A 14056-nucleotide genomic window follows, 5' to 3' on the forward strand; every position below is an offset into this window, starting at 1 on the left:
TGACTGTCAACTCGCTCTTTCCCCAGACTCCGCGAAGAACCTTTTTTTTGCTCACCTGGTACCGCTACTCGACTTCATCCTCCGTCCGGGCACCGAACTGCAGCTCAGCCAACCTTGCATAGAGCGGACTGTTGACCACCAGCTGCGCGTGACGACCGATTGCCACCACCCTACCCCGCTCCATCACCGCGATGCGATCGGCATTCTGTACCGTGGCCAGGCGATGGGCGATCACCAGGGTGGTTCGTCCGCTCATCAGAGCTGGCAGGGCCTGTTGGATCAGGTGTTCGCTTTCCGCATCCAGCGCGCTGGTGGCCTCGTCCAGTAGCAGGATCGGAGCATCCACCAGCAGGGCACGGGCAATTGCCAGCCGCTGGCGCTGACCACCGGAGAGACCGATACCACCTTCACCCAGATGAGTGCGATAACCCTGAGGCAGGCGGGCGATGAATTCGTGCGCGTGGGCTGCACGAGCGGCGGCTTCGACCTCGGCATCACTGGCCTCAGGTCGGCCGTAGCGAATGTTGTCTTCGACACTGCCATAGAACAGCGCCGGATTCTGGGACACCAGGGCGAAGCAACGGCGCAGGTCGGCGGGGTCGAGCTGACGAAGCTCCACGCCCTCCACACGGATGCTCCCAGCCTGGGGATCGAAGAAACGCAGCAACAACTCGAACACAGTCGACTTGCCTGCCCCGGACGGCCCCACCAACGCCAGGGTTTCACCGGGACGAACCGCCAGGCTGACGCCGTCCAGCGCGTTCACATCAGGTCGTCCCGGATAGGCAAAGTGCACATCCTCCAGTTCGATCTGCCCACTGACCCGCTCCGGTAGCGTCGCCCGCCCTTCAAGCGGTGCCTGGATGGCATTGCGCGCCTGCAATAGCTCAGCGATGCGTTCCGCCGCACCAGCGGCGCTCTGCAGTTCACCGATCACTTCGCTGATGGCGCCGAAGGCGGCACCCACGATCAGGCTGTAGAACACGAACGCCGCCAGGTCGCCGGGAGAAATGCGTCCGGCGATCACGTCCATGCCGCCCACCCAGAGCATCACACCCACGGCCCCCAGCACCAGCAGGATCACCAGGGTGATCAGCCAGGCGCGCTGGGTTATGCGACGCCGCGCGGTATCGAAAGCGCCTTCTACCGTGCCGGCGAATCGTTGGCGGTCCTGCGCCTGGTGGTTATACGCCTGCACGGTCTTGATCTGCCCAAGGGTTTCGCCCACATAGCTGCCGACGTCGGCGATACGGTCCTGGCTCTGCCGCGACAGCTTCCGTACCCGCCGGCCGAAGATGAGGATCGGCGCCAGCACCAGCGGCAACGCCAACAGCACGATGCCGGTCAGCTTGGGGTTGGTGACGAACAGCAGGCCAATGCCCCCGACCAGCATGATCCCGTTGCGCAATGCCATGGACAGCGAAGAGCCGATCACCGATTGCAGCAAGGTGGTGTCTGCCGTCAGCCGCGACTGGATTTCCGATGCACGATTGCTTTCGTAGAAGCCGGGATGAAGCTGGATCAGGTGGTCGAACACGCGCTTGCGAATATCCGCAACGAAGCGCTCACCGATCCAGGAAACCAGGTAGAAGCGCGTGAAGGTGCCCAGCGCCAGTGCCAGCACCAGGCCGAAGAACAGCATGATCGAATGCCGCAACGACGCTTCGGACTGCGTAGTCAGCCCCTGGTCGACCAACAGGCGAATGCCCTGGCCCATGGACAGGGTGATACCGGCAGTGAACAACAGTGCCAGCAAGGCGCCGATCACCCGCCAGCGATAGGGCGCGACGAAGCGTCCGGCCATGCGCAGCGCATTACGCTGCCGTGCGGAAAGGAGGGATGCCATCGAGGGACTCAGTCAAGTTGTCCAAGGGATTGCTCGCTGCGTACAGGCGCTTCAGCCCACCAACCCACCAGGCAGAGGCACAACGCGACCAGGTTGGTAGAGAGCGGGTTGAACGCCTGGATCAGCAGGCCCGGCGTGAACAAGGCCACGTCCACTAGCAGCCCTGCCAACAGCAGCGCCGCGAGTGCGAGGGGCCAGCGCGACTGGCGTACGCCCAGCAGGATCAGCGCGAGAATGATTTCCGCCAGTCCGGCCAGGGTCGCCACCAGCTCCACATGGGTCAGGCCATGGGCGGCGATCATCAGCCTTTCGTCGGGGCTCAGCCAGAGCAGCTTCGGCACCAGGCCGTGATAGAGGAACAGGAGTGCCAGCCCGCAACGGGCCAGCATTGCGATACGCCGCAGCTCAGCGATCGGCATTCAGGAAGCGCCCCTCATGGTCGGGCGACGGTAACAGGCAGACGTCATACCTGCCGAAGAGGCGGTAGCGATTCAAGGCAATACGGTCGTAGCACCAATCCCGCAAGGCCAGCGGCAGGATGCGGAATACGCCCAGCAGCGGCCAGGGCGCCGGCAACTGGCGGACGATGCGTGCAATGGCCTCGGAGCGGACGAACAGCTCCCGACCTTCGACATAGAGCATGGTTGCAAAGCTATCAGTGGGAAGGCCGAACCAGCGAAGGATCGCCTGCCCTTCCGCAGACTGCACCGACGCGAGCTTGAATACCCGCGCCCGGTCATGGCGAATCAGGAATTTCGCCCAGCCGTTGCAGAGCTTGCAGACCCCATCGAACAGGACGACGCGCTCGCCGGGTCGAACGTAGGGCGGGTACTGCTCGACATCCATCGCGATGCTCCTGCATCTACGGGAAAGTGTCGTCGATGGTATCCGATCCTCCGGAAAACCAGCGAGCGCCGTCAGACCTCGTCGCCCCACCCGAGCGGATAGAGCAACTCTTCCTTGTAACCGGCCCAGACCCGCACCGCGTCCGGGAAGGCATCGTCCAGGGCCGGATCGCCGCTGTCCACCAGTAGCGGCCGGCCCTCCAGGGTGCCGAGTTTGCGCTTGGTGGCCACCACTCGCAGGTGTTCCAGGCCGATGGCACGCAGTACCCGCGGGCTGATCTGCTGATTGCCGCGGCCGATGATGTGACCCTGGCCACCAATGGCGGTGACCAGCAGCCGCGCAGGATGCCCATCCACGAGCTCGAACAGCTGCGCTTCAGTCACGTCACGGGCGATCACCGCGCCATTCTCGATCACATCCACGCCCAACAGCGTCGTCTCCAGGCCCAGGTTGGCCGCCAGGCCATGCAAGGTGGAGCCGGGCCCGAATACGTAGCGGACCCCCTCCTCCCAGCTGTCGCTCAGCCAGTCGGCAAGGTCCACCAGCACCAACTCCTCCGACTCCATGCCGCCTTGCTTGACGTGCTGCATGAAGTGGCCTTCCACCGGCACCGTCAGCTCGCCATACCAGCGTGCCGCCACCTTGCCATCGCGAAGGGCGGTCTCGTCCTGGTCGCGCACCTCGCCACTGGCCAGACGCACGAGCCCGCCTTCCACCAGGCGCCGCGCCAATTCCCCGGCGGCACGCGGGCTGATGGCATACACGCCGGAGTGGATCTTCACCCCGGCGGGAATACCCAGCACCGGCTGATCGCCACGAATCGCCGCGCTGACATCCCGCGCCGTGCCGTCGCCACCCGCGAAGAGAATCAGCGCCACACCGGCATCCTGCAGGTCTTCGACAGCGTGGCGCGTATCGTCGGCACTGGTGACCGGACCGTCGAGATGCCCCAGGACGCGATGGGAAAAGCCCATCTCCGCCAGCAGGTCGGCGCCCATCGGGCCGGGGAAGGTGACGAACTGGATACGCCCGACAAGCGGCAACAGGCATTCCAGGGCGAGACGCGTGCGCGCAGCGGATCGAGGCTCGGCGCCTCTGGCGAGGGCGTCTGCGGCGACTCCGTCGCTGCCCTTGAGCGCTGCCGGGCCGCCCAGGCCGGCGAGGGGATTGATGATCAGACCCATGTGGAACAGAGACATGCTTACCTCGTACTGAACTCTCGCCCCACGCAGGGGGTCCATCCACCAGGACCAGGACGCTCGCAGTTGGCATATTCGCTGCTAGTGTTTCCTGGTCTTTCGTTTTTCCGGCGCACCCGTCGCGCCAACTGTCACTGCGCGTTCATATGCCCTACCTAGACTGCGCGCACCACCTGAATGAGGAGACAGGCCATGAGCTTGCACGACAGCACTACCGATAGCCGCGTGATCCCGCTGCAACCGCGTCGTCCCGTCGGCGGCGCGATCATCGACGCCGAAGGCCGTGAGATTCCGATCACCGAAATCATGATCCAGCGCGCCTGCCAGGAACTGCACAAGCAGCTGGCATCCGAGCGGAGACAGGCCTGAAGCGCCTGGGCCCGGGGCAATCCCGGGCCCATTATCTATACCAGCTCGGCCCCGAGCGCCCGAACCATCTCCGCCAATCTCGGCGCCTCTCCCGTCAAACCTACCCGCAGCCCGTCGATTTCCCGTCGCACCGGATAGTGCTTGCGCAGGGCATCGAAGGCGGCACGGCGTTGCAGCTCATCGCCCACGAGGCTACGGCGGAAATCCGCATCATCACGGCGCGGGTCGTACACCGCCCGGCACAGGGTCGCCAGGGCCCAATCGAGGTCGCTGCTGGCATCGAGGGTCAGTTCCCCCAGCCAGGGCGTCGGCAGCAACTCGTCCAGTAGCACGCTTTCCGCCTGGCCACTGAAGCGGCACCACGCCTGATAGATCTGCGCGGTGCCGCGCAGCTTGCCATCAAGGCTGTAGCCGGCGATGTGTGGCGTGGCGATACGGCACAGGCGCGCCAGTTCGACATCCGCCACGGGCTCGCCTTCCCAGACGTCCAACACCGCGCGCAGATCCTTGCGACGCTCCAGCAGCTCGCGCAAGGCACGGTTGTCGACCACCGCGCCGCGGCTGGCATTGACCAGCCAGGCGCCAGGCCGCAGGCGCTCCAGCCGCTCGGCGTTCAGCAAATGGTGGGTCGGGTGGTCTCCTGCGTTATCCAGCGGCGTGTGCAGGCTGATGGCATCGCACTCACTAAGGATGGTTTCCAGGTCGACGAAATCACCGTCCTCCGCCGCCTGGCGCGGCGGATCGCAGACCAACACCCGCCAGCCGAGGCCACGCAATACATCCACCAGACGCCCGCCAACCTGGCCGGCGCCCACCACGCCAAAGGTACGCGAGGCGAGCCGGACGCCTTCGTCTTCTGCCAGTAGCAACAAGCTGCCCAGCACATAGTCGACCACGCCCCGGGCGTTGCAGCCGGGCGCACTGGACCAGGCGATGCCCGCTTCAGCGAAATACTCGAGGTCGAGATGGTCGGTGCCAATGGTGCACGTGCCGACGAATCGCACCGGACTACCCGCCAGGAGCGCACGATCGACGCGGGTCACCGAGCGCACCAGCAGCAGGTCGGTGTCTGCCAGGGCTGCCGCATCGATGGCGCGGCCCGGCAGGCGGCGGATTTCACCCAGGGCGCCGAAGAAGGCGTCGACCAGGGGGATGTTTTCGTCGGCAACTATTCGCATGACAGGCTCCTGCAGAGAGACCGATATTCTACGCAATCACCCGATCCTACGCCCACGCGGCAACCCGCTGTCCCTCTTTTCTGACCGTTATGTCAGGGCGTAGACTACGAGCCCCTCAGCCTCCACGTCCCGTTCCGCCGGCAGTCTCTTCTGCAAAGGCTGGGATAGTGAACCGTCGCGAGCCCGTCGCGACCAGGCAATGTCCAGACCCCTTTCAGCCACTCTCAGCATGGACACCACCGGCACGCCCGGAGGACGCCTAATCGATATGGAACTTTCAGTGAATCACGCAGAAACCCGTCTCAGTCGCGCCAGCACGGAACTGCGCGCGCTGCTCAAGCTGGCGGCACCCATCATGATCGCCCAGCTCTCCAACACCGCAATGGGCTTCGTCGACGCCGTCATGGCTGGCCGCGTCAGCCCTCGCGACCTCGCCGCCGTGGCGCTCGGCAACTCCATCTGGATTCCGGTCTTCCTGTTGATGACCGGCATTCTCCTCGCCACCACTGCCAAGGTTGCCGAGCGCTTCGGCGCCGGCAAGCAGGAAGACATCGGCCCACTGGTGCGCCAGGGCCTCTGGCTGGCGCTGGCGGTCGGCCTCAGCGGTGCCCTGCTGCTGGTTAACGCGCGCCCGATTCTCGAGCTGATGGGCGTGGACCAGGAGCTGATCGATCCGGCTATGGGGTACCTGCACGGCATCGCCTTCGGCTTCCCCGCCGTGGCGCTCTACTACGTACTGCGCTGCTTCAGCGATGGCCTGGGCCGCACGCGTCCGAGCATGGTGCTGGGCATCTGCGGCCTGCTGCTGAACATTCCGTTGAACTACATCCTGATCTACGGCCACTTCGGCATGCCCGCCCTGGGCGGCGTGGGCTGCGGTTGGGCCAGCGGCACGGTGATGTGGTTCATGCTGCTGGGGATGCTGACCTGGGTGACCCGCGCGCCGGCATACAAGTCGAGCAAGCTGTTCGAGCGTTTCGACCGGCCGCAACTGCCGCTGATCAAACGCCTGCTCTCGGTGGGCGTCCCCATCGGCGTCGCGGTGTTCGCCGAGTCGAGCATCTTCGCCGTAATCGCCCTACTGATCGGCGGCCTGGGCGCCACCGTGGTCGCCGGCCACCAGATCGCCCTGAACTTCAGCGCGCTGATCTTCATGATCCCCTACGCCCTGGCGATGGCCGTCACCGTGCGCGTGGGCCAGGCCCTGGGCCGCGGCGATCCACGGGCGGCACGCTTCGCTGCGGGCATTGGTATCGGTACCGCGCTGGCCTACGCCTGCATCTCAGCAAGCCTGATGCTGCTGTGCCGTGAGCTGATCGCGAAGATGTACTCACCCGATCCGCAGGTGATCGCCGTGGCCGCGATGCTGATCGTCTACTCCGCGCTGTTCCAGTTCTCCGATGCCATCCAGGTCGCCGCCGCCGGCGCCTTGCGCGGCTATCAGGACACCCGCGCAACCATGATCATCACGCTGTTCGCCTACTGGGGCATCGGTCTGCCCGTGGGTTATGCCCTCGGGCTTTCCGACTGGCTGGGCGAACCCAGCGGTCCCAAGGGACTCTGGCAGGGCCTGGTCGTCGGCCTGACCTGCGCGGCGCTGTTGCTCAGCCTGCGGCTGGCGCGCAGTGCGCGAGCGAGGATTCGCAGCTAACGAAAAGGGCCGCTTCAAGCGGCCCTTTTTCTTGCGCGGGACGTATCACTCGTCGGCATGGGCCGGAACGGCAGCCAGGTTCTCCCAGTACGTAGGAGTCAGGAACTCACGGCCGGCCAGCAGGTGTTCCAGGTAGCTGCGGGTCGGCCACAGGCCATCCTCGCGCATGGCCGGATTGGCCACATAGACCCAGGCAGATTGCACACCCCGGGCGGTGACTACCGGCATACGCTCCCGGCTGTAGAAGATCGGCGTACCTTCGAAGGGGTCCATCTTCCAGATCTCATCCTCGTGCTCCAGGCGGTAGAGCACACCTTCTACTACCCCGTCCCGCTGGTAGCGGATGTTGGCGTAGGATCGACCGGGACGGTCATGGGCGCGCTTGTTGAAGCACAGGGCATAACCTTCCAGGCGCCCGGCGAGGGCTTCGCTGAAAGCCAGGCCACGACTGCGCATGCGCGCCGGATTCATGTTCGAACCGTAGGCGAAGTAGAAGGGCATCAGTCGGACTTCTTGCGAATCCAGTAGAAGTAGGTACCGGCCTCTTCCGACTGATCCAGCAGTTCATGGCCGAGGAAGACGCAGAACTTGGGGATGTCGCGGCGCGTGGACGGATCGGTGGCGATAACCTTGAGCAGGCCGCCGGCCGGCAGGTCGCGCACCTTGTTGTGCAGCATCATCACCGGTTCTGGGCAGTTCAGGCCGGTGGCGTCGAGAATGGCATCAGGCTGTTGGGACATGGGGCACTCCGAAAACTGGCGGCTATTGTGGCGCAAAGCCGGTTGTCCGCCCAGCCTTGAGGCCCGTGCTGCGACGTCTGGCCACAACGCCGCACAACCTTGGATGGGCTCTTTCCCGCCGTCCGCTCGGGCAAGCTGGGGCGGTCATTCCTGCCAGCGGTCCTCCGATGCGCCTTACCAGCCTGTTACTCACCCTCATCTTGCTCAACGGCTGCGCCGCCCGTGAGCAGTTGCCCGACTTCAGCACCCTCGCCGACCGTGAGCTACCCGCTAGCCATTTCGAAACCGTCATCACCGCGCGCGACGGCACGCGGCTTTCCGCCACCGTCTTCCAACCCGCCCTCAAACAGGGTGAGCAGGCCCCGGTCGTGGTGCACACCCACGGCTGGGGTGGATGGCGGGTGACCGGGCCGGAGGGCTTCTATGGCCAGCAGATGATGTCCGGGCGCGCAGCGCTCAAGGCCTGGCGTGCGGGATTCTGGGTGATCAGCTACGACCAGCGCGGCTGGGGCGGCAGTGACGGGAACATCGAGATGATGGACCCGCGCTACGAGGTACAGGACGCACTCGCAGTCATCGATTGGGCCGCCAGCCACCTGCCCCGCCTGAGCATGGACGGCCCAGGCGACCCACGTGTCGGCATGCTTGGCGAAAGCTACGGCGGGGCCGTGCAGCTGCTGGCATCGGCGGCGGATCCGCGCATCGACGCCATCGTCCCCATCGCCACCTGGTACGACCTGTCGGAAGCCCTGGCACCGGGCGGACACATGAAGGTGGGCTGGACCGGCGTATTGCTGAGCCTGGGCCTCGCCACGGGCTACGACCTGGGTAAATTCACCCAGGCGCCCTACCTGAAAAGCGCCGGCGGTGAGATGACACCCCAGGTGCAGGCCGAACTCAAGGCGCACAGCCTCGCCAGCTATTGCCAGCGCGGCCAGCGCCCCCACGCCGATGCACTGCTGATCCAGGGTCTGCGGGATACGCTTTTCCCGCTCGACCAGGGTCTGGCCATCCGCGAATGCCTGGGCCAAGGCGATGCCGACGTACGCCTGCTGGGGATGCAGGGGGGGCATATCCTGCCGCCGCCCCTGCAGCGCTGGAGTGGTCTGCCACCCTTCAACAATGAGCCGGTCCTGCATTGTGGCGACCGTGCCATCAACCTTTACCAAGCGGTGGTCGCCTGGTACGAGGACAAGCTGCGAGGTCGGCCGGGCGCGGCCGACAGCGTGCCGAATCTCTGTCTCAGTCTCGACCTGGACCACGGGCTGGCGCTGCAAGGACTTCCGCCGGCGGATGCGCCCCAGCCCCTGCCGGAAACCCGTGTCCGCCCACTGACCAGCGGCTGGCTCAGTCCGTCCAGCTTCATTCCCCTGCGCAAGGTCGAGGCAACGAGCGGACTGGTGGGCGGCGTGCGCCTTGAGTTGGATCGCGACGCCGATGCGCCACTGCTGTTCGCCTCCCTGGCGGTGCGACGTGTCGGTGGCACGGTCGAAGTACTCAGCGAACAGAGCACTCCGCTCAAGGCTGGCCGGATCGATCTCGCCGCCTCCAGCGCCCTGCTCCAGCCCGGCGATGAACTGGGACTACAGGTCAGTGGTTTCAGCGGCCAGTACCTGTTCAACAGTTCCTGGAGTCCCCGCGTGACGACGCTGAAGGGGCGCGTCAGCCTGCCGCCGCTCCTGCCCCTGGAAGCACCGCTCGCCAGCCAGTGAAAGACGGCGCAGCATGGAGCTTTGCAGGAGCTCGCCATGCCCGAATCCCCTGAGCGCAACTGGTGCGTCAAGCGGCTGGACGACAACGGCAACGTGTTCGTCCTGCGTGCCGGACTGAGCCGCGGCGATGCCGAAGAATTGATGGCGGAGTACCAGGCGCGGGGACACAAGCAGAGTTACTGGGTGGAGCGGATGGAACTGTAGGGGCGAATTCATTCGCCAAGGGCAGCGTAGCTGCCCTATCAGGCCTTGAAGGGCAGACCTGCGGCCTGCTTGGCGAATGAATTCGCCCCTACAAGAAAACGATCCGCAGCTCCCGCGATTACAACCTGCGCAGGTGGCAGGTCACTTCCTCGCGATCGTGATAGAGCTGCTTGCAGGCGATGGACACTTTCAGCCCCCTGCCCTTCATCCCGGCCTCGATGCGTGCCAGCAACTTCTGCACTTCGGCATAGCGCTGCTTCATCGGCAGCTTGAGGTTGACCACCGCCTCCTGGCACCAGCCCTCGCCGAGCCAGGTCTCGATCATCGCGGCGGTGCGGGCGGGCTTCTCGACGATGTCGCACACCATCCAGTTGACCGGCCGTCGCGGCTTGAAGGTGAAACCATCGGCGCGTTGATGCTCGACAAAGCCGGAATACATCAGGCTCTCCGCCATCGGACCATTGTCGACGGCGGTGACCTTGATCTCCCGCTGCACCAGTTGCCAGGTCCAGCCGCCCGGCGCGGCACCCAGGTCGACAGCCGTCATACCGGGTGCAAGGCGCGCATCCCACTGGTTGCGTGGAATGAACTGATGCCAGGCTTCCTCCAGCTTGAGGGTGGAGCGGCTCGGAGCCTCGCGGGGAAACTTCAGGCGCGGGATACCCATGGGCCAGAGTGCCGAATTGTTCGATTCGGCCAGACCAACGAAGGCCTGGCGGCCGCTGCGGAACGTCAGCAGCAGGCGCGGCAGCTGCGGATCGTCCTTGAGCTTGCCGGCCTTGGTCAGGGCGGCGCGCAAGGGCTTCTCGAACTTGCGGCAGAAGGTCGACAGCTCCTTGCCCTCGTTGGTATCCAGCACCTCCAGCCAGAGACTGCCGCACACCGGGTAATCGCCCAGCGCTTCCAGCAGCACGCCGATGCGGTCGGTTTCCGGCAGGTCGACGTATTCGCCACGGGCCCACTGGCGCGGGAAGATCAACTGGCTGAAACGCACTTTGCGCATCAGCCGTTCGGCGCCACCGGGCTCGGTGCAGACGAATTCGGCGCAGGCGCTCTGCGGCTTGGTCCTGGGGTAACCGGCCACATCGAGGCGGGCGGCGTGCTCGGTCATTTCGGCGCAGACCTCGCCCTCGAAACCGGGGCGGCAGTGCAACAGCAAGGTGTTCATCGGGGTTCCTCCTGGGCGCGCACTATAGTTGCGCGACGCCCGTTTTCACACAGGCCAGGAAGGAATTTCCTACAGCCGGATATGACCGCGAGGGGAACCCCACTCCCACCTGACGGTCGGCTGAAATGGCAAGACCCGCCAAGCAGAGCTAGGGTTTTAGCTTCCGTACGAGCAGCCGGCCCATGCCGTGTGGGCCTCAAGGAGAAATCCGATGCCTTCCCTGGATAGCCTGAACTGCCGCCGCAGCCTGGAAATCGCCGGCAAGACCTACCACTACTTCAGCCTGCCCGAGGCGGCCAAACGCCTGGGCGCCATCGGCAGACTGCCCATGTCGATGAAGGTGTTGCTGGAGAACCTGTTGCGCTGGGAGGACGACGAAACGGTCACTGCCGCCGACCTCAAGGCCCTCGCCGAATGGCTTGGCCCACGCAGTTCCGATCGCGAAATCCAGTACCGTCCTGCCCGCGTGCTAATGCAGGACTTCACCGGGGTACCTGCCGTCGTCGACCTGGCGGCCATGCGCGCCGCTGTGGCCGCGGCGGGTGGCGACCCGCAGCGGATCAACCCGCTGTCGCCAGTGGACCTGGTGATCGACCACTCGGTGATGGTGGACCGCTTCGCCTCCCAGGCCGCCTTCGAACAGAACGTCGAAATCGAAATGCAGCGCAATGGCGAGCGCTACGCCTTCCTGCGCTGGGGTCAGCGGGCTTTCGACAACTTCAGCGTGGTGCCGCCCGGCACCGGCATCTGCCACCAGGTCAACCTCGAGTACCTCGCCCGCACCGTCTGGACCCGCGAAGAAGACGGGCTCACCTATGCCTTCCCCGACACGCTGGTGGGCACCGATTCCCACACCACCATGATCAATGGACTGGGCGTGCTCGGCTGGGGTGTTGGCGGCATCGAGGCCGAAGCGGCCATGCTTGGCCAGCCGGTGTCGATGCTGATTCCCGAGGTGATCGGCTTCAAGCTCACCGGCAAGCTGCGTGAAGGCATTACCGCCACCGACCTGGTGCTCACCGTTACCCAGATGCTGCGCAAGAAAGGCGTGGTGGGAAAATTCGTCGAATTCCATGGTGACGGACTGGCCGACCTGCCCCTGGCCGATCGTGCCACCATCGCCAACATGGCCCCGGAATACGGTGCCACCTGCGGCTTCTTCCCGGTGGACGACATCACTCTGGGCTACCTGCGCCTGTCCGGTCGGCCGGAGGAAACAGTGCAACTGGTGGAGGCCTACAGCAAGGCCCAGGGCCTGTGGCGCGAACCGGGCCATGAGCCGGTGTTCACCGATGCGCTTTCGCTGGACCTCGGCAGTGTCGAAGCCAGCCTGGCCGGCCCCCGGCGCCCGCAGGATCGCGTGCCACTGCCCCAGGTACCGGAGGCGTTCAGTGATCTGCTGAAGCTTCAGGTCAGGCCCGCAGGCACCACCGCAGCAGAAAGCGTCAGCGTGACGCTGGATGACGGCGAGCGGTTCAGCCTCGACGACGGCGCGGTGGTCATCGCCGCCATCACCTCCTGCACCAACACCTCCAACCCCAGCGTGATGATGGCCGCCGGCCTGGTCGCGAAGAAAGCCGTGGAAAAGGGCCTGCGGCGAAAACCCTGGGTCAAGTCCTCACTTGCCCCCGGCTCCAAGGTGGTGACTGAGTACTTCCGCGCCGCCGGCCTCACCCCCTACCTGGACCAGCTCGGCTTCAACCTGGTCGGTTACGGCTGCACGACCTGCATCGGCAACTCCGGCCCCCTGCTGGACCCCATCGAGCAAGCCATCCAGCAAGCTGACCTCACCGTCGCCTCGGTGCTGTCCGGCAACCGCAACTTCGAAGGTCGGGTGCACCCGCTGGTGAAAGCCAACTGGCTGGCTTCCCCGCCCCTGGTGGTCGCCTATGCCCTGGCCGGCAGCGTGCGCCTGGACCTCGGCAGCCAGCCGCTCGGCGTAGGTAGCGATGGTCAACCGGTCTACCTCAAGGACATCTGGCCGAGCCAGCAGGAAATCGCCGAAGCCATCCGGAAAGTGGATACCGCAATGTTTCGCAAGGAATACGCCGAGGTCTTCGCCGGCGACGAGAAGTGGCGGTCGATCGCGGTACCTGAGTCCGACACTTATGCCTGGCAGGCCGACTCGACCTATATCCAGCACCCGCCCTTCTTCGCCGAAATCACCGGCGCCCCGCCGAAGGTGGAGGATGTGCGCCAGGCACGCATCCTCGCCCTGTTGGGCGACTCGGTGACCACCGACCACATCTCGCCTGCCGGCAATATCAAGGCCGACAGCCCAGCCGGACGCTACCTGCGTGAGCACGGCGTGGCCCCGACGGACTTCAACTCCTACGGATCGAGGCGCGGCAACCATGAAGTGATGATGCGCGGCACCTTCGCCAATATCCGCATTCGCAACGAAATGCTCGGCGGCGAGGAAGGCGGCAATACCCTGCACATCCCCAGCGGCGAGAAGCTGGCCATCTACGACGCCGCCATGCGCTATCAGTCGGAAGGCACGCCGCTGGTGATAATCGCCGGCAAGGAATACGGCACCGGTTCCTCCCGCGACTGGGCCGCCAAGGGCACCAACCTGCTGGGTATCAAGGCGGTCATCGCCGAAAGCTTCGAGCGCATCCACCGCTCCAACCTGGTGGGCATGGGCGTATTGCCGCTGCAATTCAAGAATGGTCAGGATCGCAAGACGCTCAACCTGACCGGCAAGGAAACCCTGGCCATCAGCGGCCTGGATAGCGCCACCCTGCGTCCGCACATGGACCTCAGCCTGGTAATCACCCGTGAGGACGGTTCGAAGGACCGCACCGAACTGCTCTGCCGTATCGATACCCTGAATGAGGTGGAGTACTTCAAGGCCGGGGGCATTCTTCACTACGTGCTGCGGCAGTTGCTCGCCGGCTGACGCGTCCTCCCAAGCGCAAGGCCCCGGAAGCTGAGCACCTTGCTCTTCCGGGGCCTTCTCCCTACCCCTCTCCAAGGGCGAGGGCGGTAATCGAACCGCTCCAGCGAGGCAATCGGACAGCCTGCTCCGGAATCCGGGTAGACTTTGCGCCCAAAAGAAAAGGTTCTTCACGGATTACCGGGGAAGGCGGCTTTGATTTTCATGAAAAAGAAGTCGCTGTCCCGATAGCCGTAGGCCATGC

13 protein-coding genes are annotated in these 14056 nt (G+C 65.0%); 5 read left to right on the top strand and 8 right to left on the bottom strand.

Features of this window, described 5'->3' with window-relative positions; all coding sequences use genetic code 11:
• Positions 1–64: 64 nt before the first annotated feature.
• The 4 genes from MnOB_RS21815 to MnOB_RS21830 all read right to left on the bottom strand — a co-directional run bounded on the left by MnOB_RS21815 (position 65) and on the right by MnOB_RS21830 (position 3891).
• A complete protein-coding gene (locus tag MnOB_RS21815; protein WP_077526318.1) occupies positions 65–1846 on the bottom strand; it encodes an ABC transporter transmembrane domain-containing protein in 1782 nt (593 codons plus the stop codon).
• A gap of 8 nt (positions 1847–1854) precedes the next feature.
• The gene (locus MnOB_RS21820) at positions 1855–2265 is read right to left on the bottom strand and encodes a DoxX-like family protein (protein WP_077526319.1); all 411 of its coding nucleotides are present in this window, start codon (positions 2263–2265) and stop codon (positions 1855–1857) included.
• Positions 2252–2692 (bottom strand): thiol-disulfide oxidoreductase DCC family protein, encoded by a 441-nt coding sequence (locus MnOB_RS21825; RefSeq protein WP_077526320.1) that lies wholly within the window; start codon positions 2690–2692, stop codon positions 2252–2254. Before MnOB_RS21825 ends, MnOB_RS21820 begins: the two co-directional genes overlap by 14 nt.
• 71 nt (positions 2693–2763) lie before the next feature.
• Complete coding sequence (locus MnOB_RS21830) at positions 2764–3891, bottom strand: ATP-NAD kinase family protein (protein ID WP_077526321.1); 1128 nt, start codon at positions 3889–3891, stop codon at positions 2764–2766.
• Between the two features lie 192 nt (positions 3892–4083).
• On the opposite strand from MnOB_RS21830, the gene MnOB_RS29070 reads away from it, so the two are divergent.
• On the top strand, positions 4084–4260 hold the full coding sequence (locus MnOB_RS29070; RefSeq protein ID WP_199824578.1) for a PA1571 family protein: 177 nt from the start codon (positions 4084–4086) through the stop codon (positions 4258–4260).
• Positions 4261–4295: 35 nt separating this feature from the next.
• On the opposite strand, the gene pdxB is transcribed toward MnOB_RS29070, so the two are convergent.
• Positions 4296–5438 carry a 4-phosphoerythronate dehydrogenase PdxB gene (pdxB, locus tag MnOB_RS21835; RefSeq protein WP_077526322.1) on the bottom strand — a complete coding sequence of 381 codons (1143 nt, stop codon included), beginning with the start codon at positions 5436–5438 and terminating at the stop codon, positions 4296–4298.
• Positions 5439–5706: 268 nt separating this feature from the next.
• Here pdxB and MnOB_RS21840 point away from each other — a divergent pair, with 268 nt between their 5' ends.
• Positions 5707–7089: an MATE family efflux transporter gene (locus MnOB_RS21840; protein WP_077526323.1), complete on the top strand. Its 1383-nt coding sequence runs from the start codon at positions 5707–5709 to the stop codon at positions 7087–7089.
• A gap of 45 nt (positions 7090–7134) precedes the next feature.
• Here the strand turns inward: MnOB_RS21840 and MnOB_RS21845 are convergent, their stop codons facing one another.
• Both MnOB_RS21845 and tusA read right to left on the bottom strand, forming a co-directional pair.
• Positions 7135–7590, bottom strand: a complete 456-nt coding sequence (locus MnOB_RS21845) for a gamma-glutamylcyclotransferase family protein (protein ID WP_077526324.1) — start codon at positions 7588–7590, stop codon at positions 7135–7137.
• On the bottom strand, positions 7590–7829 hold the full coding sequence (tusA, locus tag MnOB_RS21850; RefSeq protein ID WP_077526325.1) for a sulfurtransferase TusA: 240 nt from the start codon (positions 7827–7829) through the stop codon (positions 7590–7592). The genes MnOB_RS21845 and tusA overlap by 1 nt, the downstream gene beginning before the upstream one ends.
• Before the next feature lie 167 nt (positions 7830–7996).
• Here tusA and MnOB_RS21855 point away from each other — a divergent pair, with 167 nt between their 5' ends.
• Positions 7997–9541, top strand: coding sequence for an alpha/beta fold hydrolase (locus tag MnOB_RS21855; protein WP_077526326.1), 1545 nt, complete (start codon positions 7997–7999; stop codon positions 9539–9541).
• Positions 9542–9577: 36 nt separating this feature from the next.
• Positions 9578–9745, top strand: a complete 168-nt coding sequence (locus MnOB_RS29075) for a hypothetical protein (RefSeq protein WP_199824579.1) — start codon at positions 9578–9580, stop codon at positions 9743–9745.
• Positions 9746–9863: 118 nt separating this feature from the next.
• Here MnOB_RS29075 and rlmM read toward each other — a convergent pair whose 3' ends face one another.
• Complete coding sequence (rlmM, locus tag MnOB_RS21860; protein ID WP_077526327.1) at positions 9864–10913, bottom strand: 23S rRNA (cytidine(2498)-2'-O)-methyltransferase RlmM; 1050 nt, start codon at positions 10911–10913, stop codon at positions 9864–9866.
• 211 nt (positions 10914–11124) lie between these two features.
• Between rlmM and acnA the strand changes: the two genes are divergently transcribed.
• Positions 11125–13815 (top strand): aconitate hydratase AcnA, encoded by a 2691-nt coding sequence (gene acnA / locus MnOB_RS21865; protein WP_077526328.1) that lies wholly within the window; start codon positions 11125–11127, stop codon positions 13813–13815.
• Positions 13816–14056 lie beyond the last annotated feature (241 nt).

The sequence above is a fragment of the Metapseudomonas resinovorans genome (assembly GCF_002003485.1).
GTDB lineage: Bacteria > Pseudomonadota > Gammaproteobacteria > Pseudomonadales > Pseudomonadaceae > Metapseudomonas > Metapseudomonas resinovorans_D.